This window comes from Streptomyces sp. NPDC029169 (assembly GCF_055563935.1).
In genome coordinates this window covers 143,754-165,563 of sequence record NZ_JBVHXA010000019.1, presented here as the reverse complement: position 1 = coordinate 165,563, position 21,810 = coordinate 143,754, and the positions used below count along the sequence as shown (strand labels likewise).

Annotated in this window: 20 protein-coding genes and 1 pseudogene; 13 read left to right on the top strand and 8 right to left on the bottom strand. The window is 71.8% G+C overall.

From position 1 onward, the window contains the following. Nucleotides 1-38 precede the first annotated feature (38 nt). Nucleotides 39-704, bottom strand: a complete 666-nt coding sequence (locus ACZ4VI_RS29705) for a spermidine synthase family protein (protein WP_468004165.1) — start codon at nt 702-704, stop codon at nt 39-41. A 115-nt stretch (nt 705-819) separates the two neighbouring features. Continuing rightward, nucleotides 820-1,362, bottom strand: coding sequence for a hypothetical protein (locus ACZ4VI_RS29700; RefSeq protein WP_468004163.1), 543 nt, complete (start codon nt 1,360-1,362; stop codon nt 820-822). A 705-nt stretch (nt 1,363-2,067) separates the two neighbouring features. Between ACZ4VI_RS29700 and lon the strand changes: the two genes are divergently transcribed. The 5 genes and pseudogenes from lon to ACZ4VI_RS29675 all read left to right on the top strand — a co-directional run bounded on the left by lon (nt 2,068) and on the right by ACZ4VI_RS29675 (nt 7,856). After that, nucleotides 2,068-4,470, top strand: coding sequence for an endopeptidase La (lon, locus tag ACZ4VI_RS29695; RefSeq protein WP_468004161.1), 2,403 nt, complete (start codon nt 2,068-2,070; stop codon nt 4,468-4,470). A 53-nt stretch (nt 4,471-4,523) separates the two neighbouring features. Continuing rightward, on the top strand, nt 4,524-5,141 hold the full coding sequence (locus tag ACZ4VI_RS29690) for a DUF4240 domain-containing protein (RefSeq protein ID WP_468004160.1): 618 nt from the start codon (nt 4,524-4,526) through the stop codon (nt 5,139-5,141). Between the two features lie 79 nt (nt 5,142-5,220). After that, nucleotides 5,221-5,938: pseudogene (locus ACZ4VI_RS29685) on the top strand (helix-turn-helix domain-containing protein). Further along, nucleotides 5,920-6,189 (top strand): DUF397 domain-containing protein, encoded by a 270-nt coding sequence (locus tag ACZ4VI_RS29680; RefSeq protein ID WP_468004159.1) that lies wholly within the window; start codon nt 5,920-5,922, stop codon nt 6,187-6,189. The pseudogene ACZ4VI_RS29685 and the gene ACZ4VI_RS29680 overlap by 19 nt, the downstream one beginning before the upstream one ends. Before the next feature lie 308 nt (nt 6,190-6,497). Then, complete coding sequence (locus ACZ4VI_RS29675) at nt 6,498-7,856, top strand: hypothetical protein (RefSeq protein WP_468004158.1); 1,359 nt, start codon at nt 6,498-6,500, stop codon at nt 7,854-7,856. Between the two features lie 127 nt (nt 7,857-7,983). Here ACZ4VI_RS29675 and ACZ4VI_RS29670 read toward each other — a convergent pair whose 3' ends face one another. Further along, the gene (locus ACZ4VI_RS29670) at nt 7,984-8,817 is read right to left on the bottom strand and encodes a lysozyme (protein ID WP_468004157.1); all 834 of its coding nucleotides are present in this window, start codon (nt 8,815-8,817) and stop codon (nt 7,984-7,986) included. Nucleotides 8,818-9,025: 208 nt separating this feature from the next. Here ACZ4VI_RS29670 and ACZ4VI_RS29665 point away from each other — a divergent pair, with 208 nt between their 5' ends. Then, entirely contained in the window at nt 9,026-9,520 is a 495-nt protein-coding gene (locus tag ACZ4VI_RS29665; RefSeq protein WP_468004156.1) for a MarR family winged helix-turn-helix transcriptional regulator, read from the top strand. 7 nt (nt 9,521-9,527) lie between these two features. On the opposite strand, the gene ACZ4VI_RS29660 is transcribed toward ACZ4VI_RS29665, so the two are convergent. Further along, a complete protein-coding gene (locus ACZ4VI_RS29660) occupies nt 9,528-10,301 on the bottom strand; it encodes a hypothetical protein (protein WP_468004154.1) in 774 nt (257 codons plus the stop codon). A gap of 373 nt (nt 10,302-10,674) precedes the next feature. On the opposite strand from ACZ4VI_RS29660, the gene ACZ4VI_RS29655 reads away from it, so the two are divergent. Genes ACZ4VI_RS29655 through ACZ4VI_RS29635 form a run of 5 tightly spaced genes read left to right on the top strand, consistent with a single transcriptional unit; the run spans nt 10,675 to nt 16,230 of the window. Further along, nucleotides 10,675-13,452: a sensor histidine kinase gene (locus ACZ4VI_RS29655; RefSeq protein WP_468004152.1), complete on the top strand. Its 2,778-nt coding sequence runs from the start codon at nt 10,675-10,677 to the stop codon at nt 13,450-13,452. Continuing rightward, complete coding sequence (locus ACZ4VI_RS29650; RefSeq protein ID WP_468004151.1) at nt 13,449-13,931, top strand: roadblock/LC7 domain-containing protein; 483 nt, start codon at nt 13,449-13,451, stop codon at nt 13,929-13,931. The genes ACZ4VI_RS29655 and ACZ4VI_RS29650 overlap by 4 nt, the downstream gene beginning before the upstream one ends. Before the next feature lie 29 nt (nt 13,932-13,960). Then, complete coding sequence (locus ACZ4VI_RS29645; RefSeq protein ID WP_468004199.1) at nt 13,961-14,338, top strand: DUF742 domain-containing protein; 378 nt, start codon at nt 13,961-13,963, stop codon at nt 14,336-14,338. Then, nucleotides 14,319-14,975: a GTP-binding protein gene (locus ACZ4VI_RS29640; protein ID WP_468004149.1), complete on the top strand. Its 657-nt coding sequence runs from the start codon at nt 14,319-14,321 to the stop codon at nt 14,973-14,975. Before ACZ4VI_RS29645 ends, ACZ4VI_RS29640 begins: the two co-directional genes overlap by 20 nt. Before the next feature lie 19 nt (nt 14,976-14,994). Further along, a complete protein-coding gene (locus ACZ4VI_RS29635) occupies nt 14,995-16,230 on the top strand; it encodes a styrene monooxygenase/indole monooxygenase family protein (RefSeq protein WP_468004147.1) in 1,236 nt (411 codons plus the stop codon). Here ACZ4VI_RS29635 and ACZ4VI_RS29630 read toward each other — a convergent pair. The 4 genes from ACZ4VI_RS29630 to ACZ4VI_RS29615 form a co-directional block, all read right to left on the bottom strand. After that, nucleotides 16,221-17,516, bottom strand: coding sequence for a C40 family peptidase (locus ACZ4VI_RS29630; protein ID WP_468004145.1), 1,296 nt, complete (start codon nt 17,514-17,516; stop codon nt 16,221-16,223). The two genes, ACZ4VI_RS29635 and ACZ4VI_RS29630, sit on opposite strands and share 10 nt — an antisense overlap. A 77-nt stretch (nt 17,517-17,593) precedes the next feature. After that, nucleotides 17,594-17,863, bottom strand: a complete 270-nt coding sequence (locus ACZ4VI_RS29625; protein WP_468004144.1) for a hypothetical protein — start codon at nt 17,861-17,863, stop codon at nt 17,594-17,596. 10 nt (nt 17,864-17,873) lie between these two features. Beyond that, complete coding sequence (locus tag ACZ4VI_RS29620) at nt 17,874-18,596, bottom strand: TetR/AcrR family transcriptional regulator (protein ID WP_468004142.1); 723 nt, start codon at nt 18,594-18,596, stop codon at nt 17,874-17,876. A gap of 109 nt (nt 18,597-18,705) precedes the next feature. Beyond that, nucleotides 18,706-19,650 (bottom strand): AurF N-oxygenase family protein, encoded by a 945-nt coding sequence (locus tag ACZ4VI_RS29615; protein ID WP_468004140.1) that lies wholly within the window; start codon nt 19,648-19,650, stop codon nt 18,706-18,708. A 181-nt stretch (nt 19,651-19,831) separates the two neighbouring features. On the opposite strand from ACZ4VI_RS29615, the gene ACZ4VI_RS29610 reads away from it, so the two are divergent. Together ACZ4VI_RS29610 and ACZ4VI_RS29605 are read left to right on the top strand one after the other, a co-directional pair. After that, nucleotides 19,832-20,941 (top strand): ferritin-like domain-containing protein, encoded by a 1,110-nt coding sequence (locus ACZ4VI_RS29610; protein ID WP_468004138.1) that lies wholly within the window; start codon nt 19,832-19,834, stop codon nt 20,939-20,941. 50 nt (nt 20,942-20,991) lie between these two features. Further along, complete coding sequence (locus ACZ4VI_RS29605) at nt 20,992-21,801, top strand: hypothetical protein (RefSeq protein WP_468004136.1); 810 nt, start codon at nt 20,992-20,994, stop codon at nt 21,799-21,801. Nucleotides 21,802-21,810 lie beyond the last annotated feature (9 nt).

Below are 21,810 nucleotides of genomic sequence, written 5' to 3'. Positions count from 1 at the left end.
TGTCGGCCAGCAGCCTAGAGGCACGGAGAGTGTCCCGGCTACGCAGGCCGGACGCCGAGGTGCACCACGTCAGGGACGCCCCGGGCAACGGGGATCTCTTCCGTCCGTACCCCGTTGAATCCGGCATTCCGCAAGGACTCTTCGAAATCGGCGGACGGCTGGGCGGACCATACGGCGAGGATTCCGCCCGGGTTCAGGCGCCTGGCGCAGGCGGCCAACCCCTCGGCGGAGTACAGGCTTTGGTTGTCCTCGGTGACGGTCCAGTCGGGTCCGTTGTCGATGTCCAGGCAGAGGGCGTCATACGTGTCGGGGGCGGTACGGACGTACTCGACCAGGTCCGTGTGCAGGATCACGTTGCGCGGATCGGCCAACGCCTGGCCGGAAATCGAGGTCAGCGGCCCTTCGAGGTGCCAGTCGATGATCGCCTGCTCGCGCTCGACGACCGCGATACGGCTCCAGCGGGGGTCGGCGGCGGCGTGGGCGAGGGAGAAGCCGACGCCGAGGCCGCCGATCAGGACGGAGGCGCCGGGCCGGCCGCCGAGGGCGTCCATCGCCGCGTCGATGAGGAGCCGCTCCGAGCGCCCGTCGGAGGTGTCCATCAGGAAGGTGCCGTTGGCGATGATCTCGAAGTGCTCGTCGCGCCGGCGCAGCACGACTTCTCCGTACGGTCCCTCGCGACGGTCGAGGGTGACGGGGGTGGACATGTTCTCTCGCTCCGATCGGCTCGGGGGTCGTCTCCGCCATCCTTGCGGGAGGGGATAGGCCGGGACAAACCGATTCCCGACTGCTGACGCGCGGGGTCAGGGGCCGTTCGGCGGGTCAGGGGCCGGTCGGCGGGCCGCCGTCGGGCAGCGCCTCGAAGACGCGCTGGAGCGCGGGCGGGCGCTCGCCGTCCCCGGCGACCACGACGCGGTACCGGTGGGTGAAGACGTACTGGAAGCCGTCCGGCACCGGCTGCCCCGTCGGCCGGGCCGGCACCTTCGCGTACGCAGGGTCCTCCAGCGCCGCGCGCAGCTCGGCCACTTCGGCGGCGGTCATACGGCCGGTGCGCGGGGCGTCGGTGCCGGAGCGGGTGGTGTAGGTGCCGTCGTAATGGACGATCAGCTGGTTGCGGACGCCGGCGAGGCCGCCGTTGACGTTCACCTCGAGGAGGACCTCGCGGGGGCCGGGTTCGTGGTCGTTCTTCACGGTCCCGTCCGGTGAGGTGGGGACGGGAGGCGCAGGGGCCGTGCTGGTGGGGGCCGTGCTGGTCGGGGGTGCTTCGGGCGGGGTGTTCTGGTTGCCGCAGCCGCCCACCGTCAGCGCGATCGCCAGCACCGCCGACGCCGACCAGAGCCTCGCGTACCGCCCTCCGCTCACCATGCCCCCGAGCATGCCCCTCACCCGAGCCGGTTGACCAGAGCCGCGTGCAGGGCGTCGAGGCGGGGCGTTTTCCCCGGGCGCTCCCGTCCGCTCCCGCAAGGCCGGGCCAGGCGCCGGCCGACGGGGCCGGGTCCGCCGCCGGGCTGACGGGGCCGGGTCCCCGTGCCGGGCCGACGGGTTCGGGTTCCGCGCCGGGCCGACGGGTTCGGGTTCCGCGCCGCCCCCACGGGGCCGGGTCCCCGTGCCGGGCCGACGGGTTCGGGTTCCGCGCCGGGCCGACGGGGCCGGGTCCCGCGCCGCCCCCACGGGGCCGGGTCCCGCGCCGGGCCGACGGGGCCGAGTCCCCGCGCCAGGCCTACGCGTCGGGCCCGCGCGCCGAGATCCAGGCGTCGGTCCTGCGCGCCCGGGGCCACGGCCGGGCCCGTGCGCCTGGGGCCCGGCCCGGGCTCGGGCACCCGGCTCCCCGCGCCGGGCCGACGGGGCCGAGGCCCCGTGCCGGGCCGCGCGCCTGGCCCCGCGCGCCCGGGCCCACGGCCCTGCCCTGCGCGCCCGGGGCCAGCGCCCGGCCCCGCGCGCCCGGGCCCACGGGGCCCCGCTCCGAGCCTCGGCAGAGTGATCGCTCAGGGCGAACAGCCGGCCGGGAACATCCATCGAGCCCTGTGCATTGAGTCCACATAGCTCAACTTGACTGCCGAAGGGGAGATCATGGCTTCGACGTCCTCACCGCTCACTCTGCCTGTGCTGCCGCTCGACGACGAGGTCGTGCTGCCTGGAATGGTGGTGCCGCTGGACCTGTCCGACAACGACGTGCGCGCCGCGGTCGAGGCCGCCCAGGCCGCCGCTCGCTCCGGCAGCGGTAAACCCAGGGTGCTCCTCGTGCCGCGCGTCGACGGCACGTATGCCGGGACCGGTGTGCTCGGCACCGTGGAGCAGGTCGGCCGGCTGTCCGACGGCGACCCCGGCGCGCTCATCCGCGGCCGCGGCCGCGTCAAGATCGGCGCGGGTACGACCGGCCCGGGCGCCGCGCTCTGGGTCGAGGGCAGCGCCGTCGAGGAGACCGTGCCCGACCCGCTGCCCGGCTCCGTGACCGAGCTGGTCAAGGAGTACAAGGCGCTGGCCACCAGCTGGCTGAAGAAGCGCGGCGCCTGGCAGGTCGTGGACCGCGTCCAGCAGATCGACGACGTCTCCGCCCTCGCCGACAACTCCGGCTACTCACCCTTCCTCACCGTCGAGCAGAAGGTCGAGCTCCTGGAGACCGCCGACCCGGTCGCCCGCCTCAAGCTCGCCACGGCCCAGCTGCGCGAGCACCTGGCCGAGCAGGACGTGGCCGAGTCCATCGCGAAGGACGTCCAGGAGGGCGTCGACAAGCAGCAGCGCGAGTTCCTGCTGAGGCGCCAGCTGGAAGCCGTACGCAAGGAGCTGCGCGACCTCAACGGGGAGACCGAGGGCGACGAGTCCGACGACTACCGGGCCCGCGTCGAGGCCGCCGACCTGCCGGAGAAGGTGCGCGAGGCGGCCCTCAAGGAGGTCGAGAAGCTGGAGCGGTCCAGCGACCAGTCCCCGGAGGGCTCCTGGATCCGCACCTGGCTCGACACCGTCCTCGAACTGCCGTGGAACGAACGGACCGAGGACCAGTACGACATCCAGGGCGCCAAGGCCATCCTCGATGCCGAGCACGCGGGCCTGGAGGACGTGAAGGAGCGGATCACCGAGTTCCTGGCGGTCCGCAAGCGGCGCGCCGAGCGGGGGCTTGGTGTCGTCGGCGGGCGGCGGGGCGGGGCCGTACTGGCCCTTGTCGGGCCTCCCGGCGTCGGCAAGACCTCGCTCGGCGAGTCCGTCGCGCACGCGATGGGGCGGAAGTTCGTCCGGGTCGCGCTCGGCGGCGTACGGGACGAGGCGGAGATCCGCGGCCACCGGCGTACGTACGTCGGCGCCCTGCCGGGCCGGATCGTACGGGCGATCAAGGAGGCCGGGTCGATGAACCCGGTGGTCCTGCTCGACGAGATCGACAAGGTCGGCTCCGACTACCGGGGCGACCCGGCGGCGGCGCTCCTGGAGGTCCTGGACCCGGCGCAGAACCACACCTTCCGGGACCACTACCTGGAGGTCGAACTCGACCTCTCCGACGTCGTCTTCCTCGCGACGGCGAACGTCCTGGAGGCCATCCCGGAGGCGCTGCTCGACCGGATGGAGCTGGTCCGGCTCGACGGGTACACGGAGGACGAGAAGGTCGTCATCGCCCGTGACCACCTGCTGCCGAGGCAGCTGGAGCGCGCGGGCCTGGAGCCGGGCGAGGTGGTCCTGGAGGACGCGGCCCTGCGGAAGCTGGCGGGCGAGTACACCCGCGAGGCGGGCGTACGGAACCTGGAGCGGTCCATCGCGCGGCTGCTGCGGAAGGTCGCGGCACAGCACGAACTGGGCGACCGCGAGCTGCCGTTCACGGTCGGCGTGGACGATCTGCGCGGGCTGATCGGACGCCCGCACCACATCCCGGAGTCCGCCCAGGACCCGGCCGAGCGCCGGACCGCGGTCCCAGGCGTGGCGACCGGCCTGGCCGTCACGGGCGCGGGCGGTGACGTCCTCTTCGTGGAGGCCTCGCTCGCCGACCCGGAGACTGGTGCGGCGGGGCTGACCCTGACCGGTCAGCTGGGCGACGTGATGAAGGAGTCGGCGCAGATCGCGCTCTCCTTCCTGCGGTCGCACGGCGCGGAGCTGGAGCTGCCCGTGACCGGTCTGAAGGACCGGGGCGTGCACATCCACTTCCCGGCGGGCGCGGTGCCGAAGGACGGCCCGAGCGCGGGCATCACGATGACGACGGCGCTCGCCTCGCTGCTGTCCGGCCGGCTGGTCCGCACGGACGTGGCGATGACTGGTGAGGTGTCGCTGACCGGGCGGGTCCTCCCGATCGGCGGCCTGAAGCAGAAGCTCCTGGCGGCCCACCGCGCGGGCACCACGACGGTCGTGATCCCGAAGCGGAACGAGGCCGACCTGGACGACGTCCCGGCGGAGATCCTCGAGAAGCTGGAGGTCCACCCGGTGACGGACGTGCGCCAGGTCCTCGAGATCGCCCTCGCCCCGGCGGAGGTGACGGTGAGCGCGGCGGCGTAATCCGGTACGAGGAGCGGGGCGCCCATGGGTGGGGCGCCCCACGCTCGTTGTCAGTGGCGGCTGCCATCGTGGACGGCATGGACGAGGACGCCTTCTGGGCACTGATCGAGTACCTGCGCCGGCAGCCGGGCGGGCGGGACGAGCGGCTCGAGTGGCTGCGGACGGAATTGGTGCGTCGGTCGGCCGCCGACATCGTCGGATTCCAGGCCCGCCTTGAGCTGGCGCGCAACCGGGCCTACACCCGGGAGCTGTGGTCGGCGGCGCAGTACCTCTTGTCCGGCTTGTGTTCGGACGACGGCTTCCACTACTTCCGGGTCTGGCTCGTGAGCCAGGGGCGGGAAGCGTACGAAGCCGCTCTGGTCGATCCAGACTCCCTGGCGGACCTGCCTGAGGTGCGGGGACTCGCGGCGCGCACGTTGGACGACTGGGCCGACGACGAGTGGCCCGAGTGGGAGCTGCTGGGGTACGTCGGGCAGGGCGCGTTCGACGAGTTGACCGGACAGCCCGACGACTCCGGTGACGCCTTCTACGAGGCGGTGTCGGCCGAGCAGGGCGACGACGCACCCGATGTCCTCGCCCCACCTCGTGGCCGGTGGCTGGAGGTCGACGAAATACCCCGGCTCGCCCGGCTTTTCGGGGGCCCTTCCCTTTCGGGGAAAACCTCGGCCTGACATCCACGGGGTCGGGGGCAGATCCGTACAGTGGTATGTGCGACGGGACAACTGCACGGAAATGCGGGGGAGTTAACCCATGGCCAGAGGCAGGCGGCAGGACGCGTGGGAGTTCTTCGGGGAACTCCTGAAGGAGCGGCGGGAGGCGGCGGGGCTTTCCCAGGTGCAGCTGGGGACCATGGTGTTCGTGTCGGGGGCTACATCGGTCAGTTCGAGCAGGCGATTCGAAAGCCTCAATTGGATGTGGCTCAGCGAATCGACGAGGTGTTGAAGACCGGGGACATTTTCGAACGGACGTGTCGCAAGCTGATCGACAACTCACCGTACGCGTCGTATTTCCAGGCGGCTGCGGAGTTGGAGGCGCTGGCAACGAAGATCTGCGAGTTCGAGTCCACATCGATACCTGGACTGCTCCAGACGCCGGCTTACGCGCGTGCGGTCGTGCGGGCCAGCAATCCGCTCGCCACCGAGGAGTACGTCGAGGAGACGGTACGGGCACGGATGGATCGCGCCGCGATCCTCAAGGACGCCACGCGGCCGGTGTACTGGGTGATTCTGCACGAGACCGTTCTCCGAAGATGGGTAAACCCCTCAAGCTCATGGAGTTCGAGGATGCGCCGCCAACGGCCCATACAGAGGCGGTGTATTCGGGCAACCTGCTCGATGATCCGGCGGTGGTGAAGCGGGCGCAGGCCGCCTACGATCTGCTCAGGGCCGCCGCCCTGTCGCCGGCGGCGTCCCTGGCCCTGCTCGAATCGGCGGCTGAGGACTACAGACGATGCGCGAGTACGACCTGAGCAACGCTCGCTGGTTCAAGAGCAGCTACAGCGACGGTGACGGCGGCAACTGTGTCGAGGTGGCGTACGACTTCGTCGACGACGCCTGGCGCAAGAGCTCCTACAGCGACGGCAACGGAGGCAGCTCCGTCGAGGTCCTCGACGACGTCCCCGGTGTCGTCCCCGTCCGTGACAGCAAGGTCCCCGCCGGTCCGGTCCTCGTGGTCGCCGGACCTGCCTGGGCCTCGTTCGTCGCGGGGCTCACGGGCTGAACCTCCCCGTGAGCTTCTGATGGTGGCCGCCCTCTCTCCGAGTGTGGCGGGGGCAGGGCTGTCCATCTCCGACTCGGGCCCGGCCGCCCCGAGCCTTCACGCGGCCTCCGGTACCGGGTGAAGACTCGGCAGCGACGGTCACGGACCAATGGGAGGTGGGGGAGCGGGATCCCGGCAGGTTCGTGGGGTGCGAGCGTGCGCTCGGCCGAACGGCTCAGCAGCGGATGTGAGGGAGCACCGCGGATCGTAGCTTCCTGAGCAGTGGGGGACGCCCCCTGCCGGGGAGGCCGGCCAACGAAGGAGTATCCGTGCATTCCACCCGACCACCTGCCCTTGCCGGTCGACAGGCCCTGGCGATTATGGCCGTGGCCACCACTACAGCCGCACTCACCGTGGCCGGCGTCACCCCGGCGGCCGCGCAGAGCACCCCGCCCGGCTGTCAGCGCATCAACCGCCCTGTCGGCCCCGGCCAGACCATTGTGTGCCTGAGCGGCATCAGGGCGGGCGAGGTCCTCGAGGGGTCCCGCGGAGTCGACGACATCTACATCTTCAACATCGTGACGAGGCCCAATTCCTCCAATCCCGTGGACACGGTCGAGGGCACCGTCAAGTCCACGGGCGGCACGGTCAACATCTTCGGCCGCGACGGGACCGGCTCGACTCCCGGCCGCGCCGGGGTCGGCGGCACAGGACTGATCACGACCCGTCCCAACCCCGTCAACCTGACTCCCCCCGTCAGCATCAACGTGACGGGTGGCGTCGGCTCCACCGGCGGAAACGGCGTGAACGGCACCATCAACCCCAACGACCCGACGACCGAAGCCGGGGAGGAAGGCACATTCATCGTCACCATCACCGGCGGCGCCGGGCGTTCAGGTCCGGGCGGGGCGGGGATCGGCGCCGATGGCGCAGTCGTCACCAACATCCCCGGTAACTCCGTCGTCGCCACTGGCGGCGTCGGCGCCCCTGGCGGCGACGGGATCGCCGGTCTGGCCAACGGCCCGACCAGCATTACCGGCAACGGAGGCGCAGGTCGCACGGCGCAGCAGGGCGGTGAGGGAATCACCGGCACTGTCACGGGAACCGGAACGCGCATGATGAGTGTGACAGCCACAGGCGGCCAGGGTGGCGCGGCTGCGCTCCAGCCGGGCAGCGTCGCCGGGGACGGTGGGGCCGGGATCGGCGGCACCGGCCGGATCGGCCCCGAAATCCCCCCGCAACTGCCGGGTCCCTTCCCCCTCTCGGTCACGGCCCAGGGTGGCCTGGGCGGGACCGCCTCCGGCGAGGGCGCTACTGCCGGAGCCGGTGGGGCCGGGAACGCCGGCATGGTCAGAGGCACTGCCATGCCTGACACTCTTCGGGCCTCCGGCGGAAGCGGAGGTGCGGCGGTCAACGGCGCCGCCGGCGGAGCAGGCGGCCCCGGGAACACGGGCACGATCAGCGCCCGTGCCGGCAGCGACGACATCACTGCCGCAGGCGGGGAGTCCGGTGCGGGTGACGAGCCGATCGCCAACGCCTCCGGCGCCCTCATCGACGGGGGAGTCCCCAACCCTCCCGACCCTCCCGTGGACCCCGACACGTGCGTTCTCAGGGGCATCGACGACAACGTCCCCGGACGCGTGGTCAACTGCACCATTGTCGCGGACGAACCCCCACAGCAAAGCTGAACAGGAGCCGGCTCCAGCACTCCGGACCACCGGGCACGGCAGGGCGGGGGCGGTTCCCCGACAGCCGAAGGCCCCCGCGGGCGCGCCGCCGCGCACCCGGGGGGCCGTCGGCTGACCGCGATCGCGCTCAGCCGTACGCCAGCGCCTGCACCCGCGAGAGGTCGCCGTTGAAGTGGTTGTGGTCGCCGACCGTCGGGCCGGACGACGTGTACTGCCACATCGTGTAGTACGGCCAGCCCGCCGGGAGTTCGCCGACCGTCGTCGCGTACCGGGCGATCCACAGCGGGTTGGTCGAGCCGAAGCCCGAGTAGTTGCCGGTGCACTGCTTCCACCAGCTCGTCGCCGTGTAGATCACCGGGTCGCGCCCGGTCCGGTACTTGTACCGGTTCACGAAGTCACGGATCCAGGCGACCATCCCGGACTGCGTCTTGCCGTAACAGGTCGCCCCGTACGGGTTCCACTCGATGTCCAGCGCGCCCGGGAGCGTCTTGCCGTCCCTGGACCAGCCGCCGCCGTTGTTCACGAAGTAGTCCGCTTGCGCCGCGCCCGTCGTCGTGTCCGGGGTCGCGAAGTGGTACGCGCCGCGGATCATGCCCACGTTGTACGAGCCGTTGTACTGCTGCGCGAAGTAGGGGTTCTTGTAGTAGGTGCCCTCGGTCGCCTTGACGTAGGCCCACTTCACCCCGCTGTTCCACAGGGTCGACCAGGCCACGTTCCCCTGGTGGCTGGAGACGTCCACGCCCTCCGTCTGGACGGCCTGGATCGATATGCCGCCGGGCTTGCCGCCCTGGCCGTCGTGCTTGATGACGCCCATACCCATGTACGCGGAGCCGCGCGCGGGTACGGAGTCGGCGTCGGCGTCGGCCGCGTTCGCCGGGCCGGAGAGGGTGAGGGGCAGGAGGAGGGCCAGGGCCGCGAGCGCGGCGCCGGCGAGGGACTTTCCGGATCTGTGCACGGGCATTGCGTGCCTCCGAAAGGCTCGGTGGGAGCGCGGGAGACAGTCCTGGTGTGGACATGTCAGCGAAGACGCTACGCACGTAGACCGGTTCGGCGGAAGGGGGCCTGTGTCCTGCCGTTGGTCTACGCCTGCGAAATACTGGGAGAGCTGCGGCGATGGCCGCGGCCGGAAGAAACTTTCAGCCACTGGAAAGCGCGCGAGAGGTGCTGACGTGCACGGAAGCGGTACGGGGAGTGAAGGCGAGCCCACCGGCGGGCCGCGCGACGGGAGTGGTGTGGACCAGGAATTCCTCGCCCTGGAACGGGAACTGGCGGTCTTTCTGCGCCGCGCCCGCGCCCAGTCCGGCGAGATGGCCCGCGAGGTCCACCCCGAGCTCGAATCCTCCGCGTACGGACTCTTCGTCCGGCTGGACGACACCGGACCCCAGCGCGCCACCGAACTCGCCGGCTACTTCGGCGTCGGCAAGGCGACCATGAGCCGCCAGCTCCGCGCCCTGGAGGACCTCGGACTCGTCGCCCGCGACCCCGACCCGGCCGACGGGCGCGCCTCGCTCGTCCGCCTGACGGAGGAGGGCCGGCGCCGCTTCCGCCGGGTACGGGACGCACGGCGCGGGCGGTACGTCCGCAAGCTCGCCGACTGGGACCGCGGCGAGGTCGCCGAACTGGCCCGCCTGCTCCACCAGCTGAACGCGCGCGCGGAGGGCTAGGGGGCCACTAAAGGAGCGCGTACACAGCCGTGGCGTCGTCGTGCTGCTTCCAGCGGTGGGCGGCCGTGCCGGACTCCTCCAGGGACCGGACCCGGGTCAGCAGGCCGTGCGCGCCCTCCTTGCCGAGCAGGGCGACGCAGTCCGCCCAGTCGCCCACCCCGAACAGCTCCACCCAGCGCGCCGCGCCGTCCGTGAGCGCCGCCAGCGCCCGTACCGCAGCCCGGGGCGTCGTCCCGGTCACCGCGCGCCGTGCCACGTCCGGGTCCGCCGCCGCCGTGAAGAAGCCGCCCTCCTGGTTCCGCAGCTGGTCGGTCGCCTCCAGCGAGCGCCGGATCTCGTCCGGGACCCGGTCGAGCCGGTCGTCGAGCACCGCCCGCACGGACCCGTCCGGCGCCTCCAGGAGCAGCACGGAATCCGACAGGACCAGGTACTCGACGGTCGCCGCGTCCCAGCGTGCAAGCACTACGGTCGCCTGAGGCGTGCGGACGTGAGAAAGGTCACAGGTGTCCCGGTGGGCGTCCGCGGTGCGCCGGATTGCCTCCGCCAGGATCCCGGACAGCGTCATGTCGCGCCGCGAAGCGGACAGTTCGGTCAGAGCGCCGCCGAGGCGGGCGGTGAACCAGGGCACGTCGTGCACACAACCGTCATCGCCGGCCGGCGGAGTCACCCCGTCCAGCACCACGACCGTCCCGCCCCCGCCGGACGCGGGTAGAGCCGCAGCCGCCCAGTCCTCGTTGGGGCGTTCGGGACGGCCGGGAAGCGTGGCGACTTCGGTGCGCATGATCCCCAGTCTGCCTCCGGCCGAGGGGGTCTGCATCACTCCTTCACGGCGCCTCCAAAGGGCCGAATTTGGCCTGTACCAACCCTTCGAGGGTCGTACGAGAGGCGGAAGCGGAGCCTCCGGCGAGCTGCGGGCGGGCATCCTGCCAAAGCCCGGGCGGAAGATCCAACCGGCGCCCCGCACTGCCACGCGGAAAGTGCCACAGGAAGTTGTTCGCCAACTCAGGAGTGATGTTCACTCGTTCGGGTGGCGGCGCGGCCGATGCGCGTCCCCTTCCCGGAAGCGCTGGAATGGTCGGAAGCCGTACCAGGGGTGGGGGCGCTCTTTCACGTGACCGGTCGTCACCTCTGCTTCATGGGCGGACGAGTCGAGAATGCGAGCACCGGTGCAGAAGAAGCGGCCTCGGAGCAACAACGGCACGCGGAGCCAGGCCCCCGGTGACCCGCTGACCACGGGCGACGCCACGGGCCCCGGCGTCATACCCACACCGGCCGTGCCCACCCCAGCCGTGCCTACACAGGCCGTACCCACACCGGCCAGCACGAGCCGCCCCAAGCGCGTCCGCAACCGCCTCGTCGCCGGAGTCGCCCTCGTCGGCGTCACCGTCCTCGCCGCCGGCGCCCCCGCCGTCCTCACCGCCTCCGGGCAACTGACGGACTCCCAGCGCCTGGTCACCCTCGCCGAGCTCGACCGCCAGGCGGTCACCCTCGCCCACTCCCTCGCCGACGAGCGCGACGAGGTCGTCGCGTACATCGCCGCCGGACGGGACGAGCAGACGGGCGACAGCAAGAAGAAGCGGCAGGTCACCAGCACCCGCTCCACCCGCGTCGACCGCCAGATCGACGAGATCCGGCCCGCCGCCCCGGCCGAGCTGCGCCGCGACCTCGCGGGCCTCAACTCCATCCGCCGTACCGCCCTCACCGGCGAAGGCACCGCCCTCGAAGCCCACAAGGCGTACACGGACGTCATCGCCAAGCTCCAGGCCCTCGCCGACGAGCTCGCCGCGCAGACCCCCGCCCGCGCCGCCCAGGACACCCGGGCCCCCGCCGCCCTCGGCCGCGCCGTCGAGCAGGCCTCCGCCACCCGCGGACTGCTCCTCGCCGCCCTGGCCGTCCCCCAGCCCGAGTCGACCGGCGTCACCTACGACCCCGTCACCGGCACCTACGTCCCCGCCGAGGCGGAGGGCGCCGACGAGGCCGACCGCACCCGCAACGCCCTCACGGCCGCCGCCCAGCAGGCCCGGGTCCGCGAACTGGCCACCCTCGCCGACTTCGACCAGGCCGCCACCGCCACCGGCCGCGACTCCCTCGCCGCCACGGTCACCGGCCCCGACGTGAAGAACGCCGAGCGGCTCCTCGCCCGGCTCACCGACCAGCCGCAGCTCACCAAGTCCGAGCTCAGGACCGACCCGGAGAAGCTGGAGGCCGCGCTCTCCGCCCGCGTCGAGCAGATGCGCGGCGTCGAATCGGCCCTCGCCGCCACCCGGGTGGAGCGCCTCTCCCAGCTCCGCGACGACGACGTCACCGCCCTCGAAGTACGCATCGCCTTCCTCGGCGGCTGCCTGCTGGTCGCGATCGGCATCTCCACCTACGTCGCCCGCACCCTCACCCGCCCCCTCGCCGTCCTCCGCATCGGCGCCGCGCGCCTGGCCGCCGCCCCGGAGCCGGAGACCGAGGAGCCGGTCCGCTTCACGGGCCGCAACGACGAGTTCGCCCAGGTCGTACGGTCCCTCAACACCCTCCACGGCAAGCTGGCCGACCTCGGCCGGCGCGCCGCGCAGCTCGACAGCGAGTGCGCCGAACTGGCGGGCGCCCGCGAGGCCCTCGCCGCCGAACTCGCCGCCCAGCGCGCCGAACTCCAGGGCCACACCGCCCTCCTCACCGCCGAGCTCGAACGGCTCCGGCACAGCGTCCGGCACACCTTCGTCAACCTCTCGCTGCGCAGCCTCGGCCTGGTGGAGCGGCAGCTCGGCGTCATCGAGAAGCTGGAGGAGCGCGAGCAGGACCCCGACCGGCTCGCCACGCTCTTCAAGCTCGACCACATGGCGACCGTCATGCGCCGCCACAGCGAGAACCTCCTCGTCCTCGCCGGCCACGAGCACGTCCACGGTCACCCCGGTCCTGTCCCGCTCGTCGACGTGCTGCGCGCCGCCGTCAGCGAGATCGAGCGGTACGAGCGGGTCACCATCCAGTCCCTGCCGCCGCACGCCCAGATCGCCGGCTTCGCCGCGGACGACCTCAGCCACCTGATCGCCGAGCTCCTGGAGAACGCCACCTCCTTCTCGCCGCCCGACGCCCAGGTCCAGCTCTCCGGCTGGCTCCTGGAGAGCGGCGAGGTCATGCTCTCCGTCCAGGACGAGGGCATCGGCATGACCGAGTCCCGGCTCGCCGAGCTCAACGCACGGCTCGCCGAGGCCGACCCGGCCGACGTCGAGGGCGAGGGGCTCGGCATCCGCGTCACCGCCCTGCTCGCCGCCCGCCACGGCGTACGGGTGGAGCTGCGCGAGCAGAAGCAGGGCGGCATCGCGGCGGTCGTCGTGCTGCCGCAGCTGCTGCTCCCGACGGCCCCGCCGACCGCGGGCCCGCCGGCCGTCCCGGTGGCGGGTGCGGCGCCCACGCTGAACCTCCCGGGCTCGGTCGCCGAGGCGAACTCCAACGCCCTCCCGACCCGCACCCGCGACCCCCTCGTCGAGGCCGCGGAACGCGCCTTCGAGGCGGCGACCGAGACGGAGACCGAGGCCCCGGTGGACTCCCCCGCGGAGCCTCCGGAGCCTGCCGAGCCTTTCGAGCCGACGCCCGCCGAGACCACCCTCCAGGTCCGCCTCCCCGACCCGCCCCCGGAACCCGACGCCCACGAGCGCGCCCCCGAGGAGACGACGGAGACCGCGGAGACCGCGGAGACCGCGGAGACCGGGGAGCCGGACGTCCAGCGCGTCACTGACAAGGGACTGCCCAAGCGCACCCCGAAAATCGTCCAGCAGTCCGACACCACGCCCGCCCCGCGCGCCGGCGGCATGGACCCCGAGGTGCTGCGCCGCAGGCTCGGCGGATTCCACCAGGGTGCCGAGGAGGGCCGCAGGGAAGTCGAGGCCGAGATCGAAGCACGCACCGAGGAGAAGACGGGGGACACAGTCGAGGAGGCACGCAGTTGACTGCGACCGGAACATTCGGACTGAGCAAGGAAGCCCGCAATCTGCACTGGCTGCTGGGCAACCTCGTCGAGGAGGTGCCCGGGGTCCGCTCGGTCGCCGTCGTCTCCTCCGACGGACTGCTCCTGCTGTCGTCCGACCCCGCGGCCCAGAACGCCACGCCCGCCGAGGAACGCCCGACGGGCCCGCGGGGCTCCAGCGCCGACCTCGCCACGATCGTCTCCGGCATCGGCAGCCTCACCGTCGGTGCCGCCCGGCTGATGGACGGCGGCGGAGTCAAGCAGACGATGGTCGCGATGGACGAGGGCAGCGTCTTCGTCATGTCCATCAGCGACGGCTCGCTGCTCGGCGTGCACGCCGAGCCCGACTGCGACATGAGCGTCGTGGCGTACCACATGGCCCTCTTCGTGGGCCGCGCCGGACACGTACTCACCCCCGAACTCCGCAGCGAGCTGCGCAAATCGATGGAGAGCACCCAGTGACGTCCGCCTCCCACGCCCACAAGCTGCCGATGCGAGGCGAAGGCCGGCGCCCCGCGCGCGTACGCCCGTACTCGCTCACCGGCGGCCGCACCCGCTTTGGCCACGTCCTGCTCGTCGAGACCTTCGTCGCCGCCCTGGAGGCGTCGCCCGAGCGCAGGGTGCTCACGGACGGCGGGCCGGCCCGCCGGCTCATGCCGGAGATGCGGGCCATCGTCGAGATCTGCCGCCGGATGCGTACCGTCGCGGAGATCTCGGCGCTCCTGAAGATGCCCTTGGGTGTCGTCCGGGTGCTGCTCAGCGACCTGGCCGACCAGGGAAAGATCCGTGTGTACGGGACCGGTCACGGCACCGGCCAGCCCGACCGCGCGCTGCTCGAAAGGGTGCTGAGTGGACTCCGCCGTCTCTGAAGCCGCTGCCCCGGCTCTCGCCACCGTCCCCGAGGTGAACGCCGAAGACGGCGCCCGGGACTGGCAGCTCGACCACACCCGCGCGCCCATCGCGACCAAGGTCGTCGTCGCGGGCGGCTTCGGCGTCGGCAAGACGACCTTCGTCCGGGCCGTCTCGGAGATCACTCCGCTCCAGACCGAGGCCCTGATGACCCAGGCCAGCGAGGAGAGCGACGATCTCACCGCGACGCCCGACAAGCTCACCACCACCGTGGCGATGGACTTCGGCCGGATCACCCTCGACGACGACCTCGTGCTGTACGTCTTCGGTACGCCCGGCCAGCAGCGCTTCTGGTTCATGTGGGACGACCTGGTGCGCGGCGCGATCGGCGCGGTCGTCCTCGCCGACACCCGCCGGCTCACCGACTGCTTCCCCGCCCTCGACTACTTCGAGAGCTGCGGACTGCCGTACATCGTCGCCGTCAACCACTTCGAGGGCACCGAGCCGTTCGAGCCCGAGGATGTCCGCGAGGCTCTCACCGTGCCTCCGCACGTACCCGTCGTGATCATGGACGCGCGCAAGCGGTACAGCGTCGTCGAAACGCTGCTCGCGATGGTCGCGCACGCGCTCGAAGCCAGCCCCGAACAGCCCGAGTGACTCGTTAGGAACACCCGCCATGCGGAAGATACTCATCGTCGGAGCCGGCCAGTCCGGCCTCCAGCTCGCCCTCGGACTCCAGTCGCAGGGGTACGAGGTCACCCTCATGTCCAACCGCACCGCGGACGAGATCCGGTCCGGCCGGGTCATGTCCACGCAGTGCATGTTCGACACCGCGCTCCAGCACGAGCGCGACCTCGGCATCGACTTCTGGGAGTCCCAGGCCCCGCGGATCGAGGGCCTCGGCGTGTCGGTGGCGGCCCCCGACTCCTCCCGCGCCATCGACTGGGTCGGGAAGCTCGACGGCTACGCCCAGTCCGTCGACCAGCGCGTGAAGATGGCCGGCTGGATGGAGACCTTCGCCCAGCGCGGCGGCCAGCTCGTCATCCACGGCGCGGCGGTCTCCGACCTGGACTTCTTCTCCCGTACGTACGACCTGGTCCTGGTCTCCGCCGGCAAGGGTGAGCTGGTCTCCATGTTCGGCCGGGACGCCGCCCGTTCCCCGTACGGCGAGCCGCAGCGCGCGCTGGCCGTCGCGTACGTCCACGGCCTCGGCCCGCGCCCCGAACACCCGGACTTCGACGCGGTCCGCTGCAACCTGGTCCCGGGCGTCGGCGAGCTCTTCGTCATGCCGACCCTGACCACCTCCGGCCGCGCCGACATCCTCTTCTGGGAGGGCATACCCGGCGGCCCGCTCGATGTCTTCCAGGGCGTCAAGGACCCGGCGGAGCACCTCTCCCTGACGCTCGAACTGATGGAGAAGTTCACGCCCTGGGAGTACGCGCGGGCCACCAAGGTCGAACTGACCGACGCGGGCGGCACCCTGGCGGGCCGCTACGCCCCGACCGTCCGCAACCCGATCGGCCGCCTCCCCGGCGGCGGTCTGGTCCTGGGCGTCGCGGACGTCGTCGTCGCCAACGACCCGATCACCGGCCAGGGCTCGAACTCGGCCTCCAAGTGCGCCGCCGCCTACCTCGCGTCGATCGTGGAGAACGGCGACAAGCCGTTCGACGAGGCGTGGATGCGGTCCACGTTCGACCGGTACTGGAACACGGCGCAGCACGTCACCAAGTGGACGAACGCGATGCTCGGCGTCCCGCCGGAGCACGTCCTGAACCTGATCGGCGCGGCCGGACAGCTCCAGCCGGTCGCCGACCGCTTCGCGAACGGCTTCAACGACCCGGCCGACTTCGAGAACTTCTTCTACGACCCGGAGAAGACCTCCGCGTACCTGGCCGAGGTCGCTCAGGGCTGACCCTGGTCGAACCCCTCGTCCCCGCCGTCCGTCGCTCCCGCCGGGAGCTCGGGCGGCGTGTACGTGGGGAGCGCGGGGGCGGTCGGATCGGGGCGGACGGCGCCCAGGAGCGGGTTGGCGGCGATGGGGGACACCTTCACGCGGGCGCCCGGGCGCGGGGCCTGGACGACGAGGCCGTGGCCGAGGTAGATCGCCACATGGGTGGCCTCGGGGAAGTAGACCACCAGGTCACCGGGGCGCAGCTCGCGCAGCGGCACCCTGGGGAGGGTCCGCCACTGCTCCTGGCTGGTGCGCGGGATCTCCCGGCCGGCGCTCGCCCAGGCCTGCGAGGTCAGCCCCGAGCAGTCGTACGACTCCGGTCCCTCGGCGCCCCACACGTACGGTTTGCCGATCTGCCGCACCGCGTACCGCAGCGCCTCCCCGCCCGCCCGTGAGGGGGTCCGCTTGCCGTCCAGGACGCCCGTGTCGAGGAGGTCGCTTTGGGCACCGGCGGTCTGGGTCCGTTCGAGTTCGGTGAGCCGGGCGAGCTGGTGGGTGGGGAGCGAGGCGAGCAGCTTCTGGACCTCCTTCAGCCGTTTCTGGACGTCGTCGCGTTGCTTCTTCTGCCGCGCGACGAGCCCCTGCTGCCGGTCCAGGGCCTTGCGGGAGGCGCTCGCCAGCTCGTCGGCCTTCTTCTCGGCCGCCGTGAGTCGCGAGACGGTCGTGGCCCGTTCGCGGGCCGCACGGGCCATCAGATGGCTCTGGTCCAGGGCGTGCTCGGGGTCGTCGGAGAGCAGCAGCCGCAGGTACGAGGAGAGTTCCGACCGCCCCTGGTACTGCTCCCTGGCCAGCCGCCCGGCCGCGTTCCGCCCCTGGGCGAGGCGCTCGCGGGCGCGGGTGAGGGCGTCGGTGACCTTCTTGGTGTCGGTGGTCTGGAGGCGCAGGGCCTCGTCGGTGGCGTTGAAGGCCTCGCTGGCCTGCTCGGCCTGGCGGTAGAGGGTCTGGAGGCGCGCGAGGAGCCCGGCAACCGAGTCGCCGCCGGGGGGAGGGAGTTCGGCGGCGTCGTCGAGGGGGGTGGCGTCGGTGCCGTCGGTGGGGTCGGTGACGTCCGCCGGGTCCTTGGTGTCGGGGATCTCCCCCGAGCCGTCCGTCGGCGGATCGTCCTCCCCGACCGCGGCCGGCGCCTCCGCAGGCGCCTCCACCGGCGGGTCCACCGGATCGTCCGCCGTCGCTGCCGGGACCCCCGCCAGTGCCGTCGCCGCGGCCAGCACCCCCGTGTAGACCGTGCGCAGCAGCTTTCCTGACACGTCATCACCTCCATCGAGATGATGCGGGGGTCAGGGGGTGCGATGAGCCTACGAAGGGGCGATTCGGGCTAAGGTGCTCACCCGTTCGGCTTGGACCACGGCCACTTCAGCTCGCGCCGCTCACGGCCCTCGGGGGCGTACTCGTACACCCAGCCGCGCGGCAGCCCGAGCCGCTTGGTGTGTCCGGCCGGTTCGCGGCGGTAGGCGTGGACCGTCGGCGGTCCGCCGTCCGCGTCCGGGACCGGCACCTCGTACCACTTCGGTGGATGCCCGGTCGGTCCGAGGAGGACGGGCAGGACCCGGCCGTCCAGAGGGCCGCCGCGGAAAGGGGTGTTCTCGCTCTTCACGGGACCAGTCTCATATGAGGTGTGCCGCCTCGCTCACCACGGGGGTCACGCGCCGTGCCAGCGTGCCGACCGGCCCCTCGGCGGTCTCCTGCGCGAGGAGCTGCTTGACGACCCTCGCCGTCTCCTCGTCCGTCGCGGCCGTGGCGGCGAGCAGCGCGATCAGATGGTCGACCAGCCAGTCCCGCAGCTCGGGGGTGGCCGGTTGCTTGTCCTCGTCGAGCCAGATCAGCGAGGCGGCCTCCACCGCCGCGATCCAGGTGCGGACCATCATCCGCAGCCGGGGCCCGGGCGCCTCCACCCCGAGGTGGACGAGGATCTGCTCCGCCGCGGCGCGCCGCACCTCGTCCACGATGGCCGTGGTCCGGGACGTCTCGGCGACGCTGCCGCCACGGAGGAGGGCGCTGAAACCGGCGTCGTGCTCGTCCACGAAGGCCAGATAGCGGTCCAGGACCCGGCCGAGCCGCTCGGTCGGCGGGCCGATGGGGGGCTCGGCGAAGCAGCGCTCCAGCGCGTCGGCGGAGGAGCGCAGGGCCGCCTCGTACAGCTGCTGCTTGCCGCCGGGGAAGTACCGGTAGACGAGCGGGCGCGAGACGCCCGCCGCCTCGGCGACGTCGTCGAGGGAGACCTCGTCGGGCGCCCGGTGCGCGAAGAGCGTCAGGGCGGCGGCGAGCAGCTGCACCCGTCGTTCCTCGACGCTGAGGCGGCGGTACGCGGGCGAGGCGGCACTGGTCATGCCTCGCAGGGTAACTCCGGAGGGCGACACTCAGGCCAACAGCCCGGACGCTGTATGCGATGTGCGGCTCCGCCGCGTGGCCAGAGCCGCCGCCCGGGGCCCCAGGTCCTCACGCCAGCAGGCCCGACGACTTCCAGAGCCGCCGCCCCGCGCCCCGGAGCACGCCGATGTCGTCCAGGAAGTCGGTCAGCCTCCTCGCGCCGGACTGCATGACCTCCCGGCGGTGGCCGCTCGCCCTGACCTGGGCGACGGCCTCGCGGCGGTCCAGGCCCACGTTCTCGTACACCTGGGGGTTGATGAAGCAGACGGAGAAGACGCGGGCCGCCTCGCCGCAGCTGAGGCGGGTGAACTCCTGCTCCCAGCGCGGGGCGGTCACCATCTGGCGCCGCAGCTCCTCGCGGGCGTAGCGCACGTGCCGTGCCTCCTCGACGACGTGGATGCGGGTGACGCCCCGTACCAGCGTCTGGACGCGCTCGTCCGGGAAGGTCAGCCGCTGCATCCAGTCCAGGATCTCCTCGCCGAGAAGGGTCGCGGCGAAGGAGCCGGGGGTCGTGGAGACGGTCTTCAGGACGCGGGCGAGGTTGTGGTAGACCCGCGGCACCGGGTAGGCGGGCGCCCCGCCCTTCTGGATCATCTTCGCGAACATCATCGAGTGGCGGCACTCGTCGGCGATCTCGGTGAGCGCGTAGCGCACGTGGTCGCTGGTGAGGGACTTGTCGTAGATGTGCCGGACGAGCAGCTGCATCAGGATGATCTCGAACCAGATGCCGAGCGAGGCGAGTGAGGCGGTCTCGTGCCGGGCGAGGTCCATCCGCTGCTCCTCCGACATCCGCCGCCACATCGGGGTGTCGTAGAGGGAGACCAGCTCCGGAGGCCAGAACCACTTGCCGTCCTCGAAGGGCGCGTCCCAGTCGAGCTCGGTCTCGGGGTCGAAGGAATGCTTGAGGGAGGACTCGAGCAGCCGCGCGGCGACCTGCTCCCGGTCACGGAGCGGGCCGAGGGCGTCCCGGAGGAGGGTGAAGTCCTGCTCGGTGGGGGCGGTACGCGTGGTCATGACGGTGCGACACCTCGCTGTGCTCGCGGTCGGGTTACCGGCGGTCGCCTCTTATGAGACTGCTCGTCAGTAACCCCGTCAATCCCTTGTGCGCGACTTGTTGACTGGGTGTCTACCAAGGTGTCAGCCTGCCCGGAGGACCACGTCCGGCGAGCAGTCCAGTGAGAGCAAGGAGTCGTCAGTGTCGACGCACGACCTCTACACGAAAGCCCCGGCCGACCCCATCTGGCAGGTCCCGGCCACCGGTTCGGCGCGCTTCGGCTGGGAATACGAAGACGGCCGCGAACGGCTCCTCGCCCTCTACCAGAAGGGCAAGGACAAGCAGTGGGACGGCGCCAAGCGCATCGACTGGGAGCTGGAGGTCGACCCGTACGACCCGCTCGGCACCCCGGACGACGTCCTCACGCTCTACGGCACCCGGCACTGGGCCAAGATGACGGAGAAGGACAAGGGCGAGCTGCGCCGGCACTACACCTCCTGGCAGTTCAGCCAGTTCCTCCACGGCGAGCAGGGCGCGATGATCTGCGCCGCGCGGATCGTCGAGTCCGTCCCCGACCTGGACGCCAAGTTCTACTCGGCGACGCAGACGATGGACGAGGCCCGGCATGCGGAGGTCTACGGCCGCTTCCTGCACGAGAAGATCGGGATGCTCTACCCGATCAACGACAACCTCCAGGGCCTCCTCGGCGACACCCTGCGCGACTCCCGCTGGGACATGCCGTACCTCGGCATGCAGGTCCTGATCGAGGGCCTGGCGCTCGCCGCGTTCGGCATGATCCGCGACACCACCGACAAGCCGCTCCCGAAGCAGATCCTCGCGTACGTGATGCAGGACGAGGCCCGGCACGTGGCCTTCGGGCGGATGGCGCTGCGCGACTACTACAGGCAGCTGTCGGACGCGGAACTGCGCGAGCGCGAGGAGTTCGTGATCGAGGGCTGCTATCTGATGCGGGACCGGCTGCGCGGGGTCGAGGTCCTGGAGAACTTCGGGATCGGGAGGAAGGAGGCGGAGGAACTCAGCGAGCAGAGCGAGTTCCTGCACCTCTTCCGCAAGCTGCTGTTCAGCCGGATCGTCCCGTGCGTGAAGGACATCGGCCTCTGGGGCGAGCGCCTCCAGAAGGCCTACCTGGACATGGGCGTCTTCGACCTCGGCGACTCGAACCTGGACCTGCTGATGACCCAGGACGAGGAGATCGCGGAGGCGCTGGACCGTGAGCGGTTCGCGACGGAGGAGCGGGCGCGGGTCGCGGAGGTGGCGGAGGCGATCGCGGAGGGCGCGGGGGAGGGGTAGGGCGGCCCCGGGCCCACGGGTGTCCGCGCGGGTGACGTAGCGTGCCCGGCATGAGCATGCCGCCGCCGCCCGCCAGTCAGCCGCCTCACAACCCGTACGGCGGTCCTGTGCCGCCCCCGCAGCCGCAGGGATACCCGGCTCAGGGCTTCCCCCAGCCCGGCGTTCCCCAGCAGTACCCGGGGCCCGGAGCCGGCGCCTGGGGGCAGCCGCCCATGGGCCCGCCGCCGAAGAAGAAGCTGTCGGCCGGGGCGATCGTCGCGATCGTCCTCGGGTCCCTGGTCCTGGTCGGCGGTCTCGGTTACGCGGCCAAGGTCGGGATCTCCGGGGTCGCCGGGTCCTTCCCCGAGGCGACGCACAAGCTCGTCGTGCCCAAGACGCTCCTCGCAGGCGAGTACACGCTGGTCTCCGACCTCTCCGAGACCGAGGGCAAGGAGATCGAGGACACTCCCGATCTCACCGTGAAGGACGCCAAGGCGGCGGTCGGACAGTACAGCGGCAAGGACGGGTCCGCCCTCGTCATCTCCGGAATGCACGGGCGCATCAAGAACGCCGAGCTCACCCGTTCCTCCATTCTCAGGGGCGCTGCCACGGAGAAGGGCTCCACGCTCGTCGTCCGGCCCAAGGAGTTCACCCCCGCCGGATACGGCGTGACCGTCAGCTGCCAGGTCACCACGTCGAAGGACGGCCTCGCCACGACCACGCTCCCCATGTGCGCCTGGGGCGACGGCAACACCGCGGCCGCCGTGGCCCTCGTCACGCCCGAGTCGGCGACCGCCGACCCGAAGGACATCGACCTGGCCGAGCTCGCCGAGACCACGGCCAAGATCCGCGCGGAGATCCGCAAGCCGATCAGCGGCTGACACAACGTT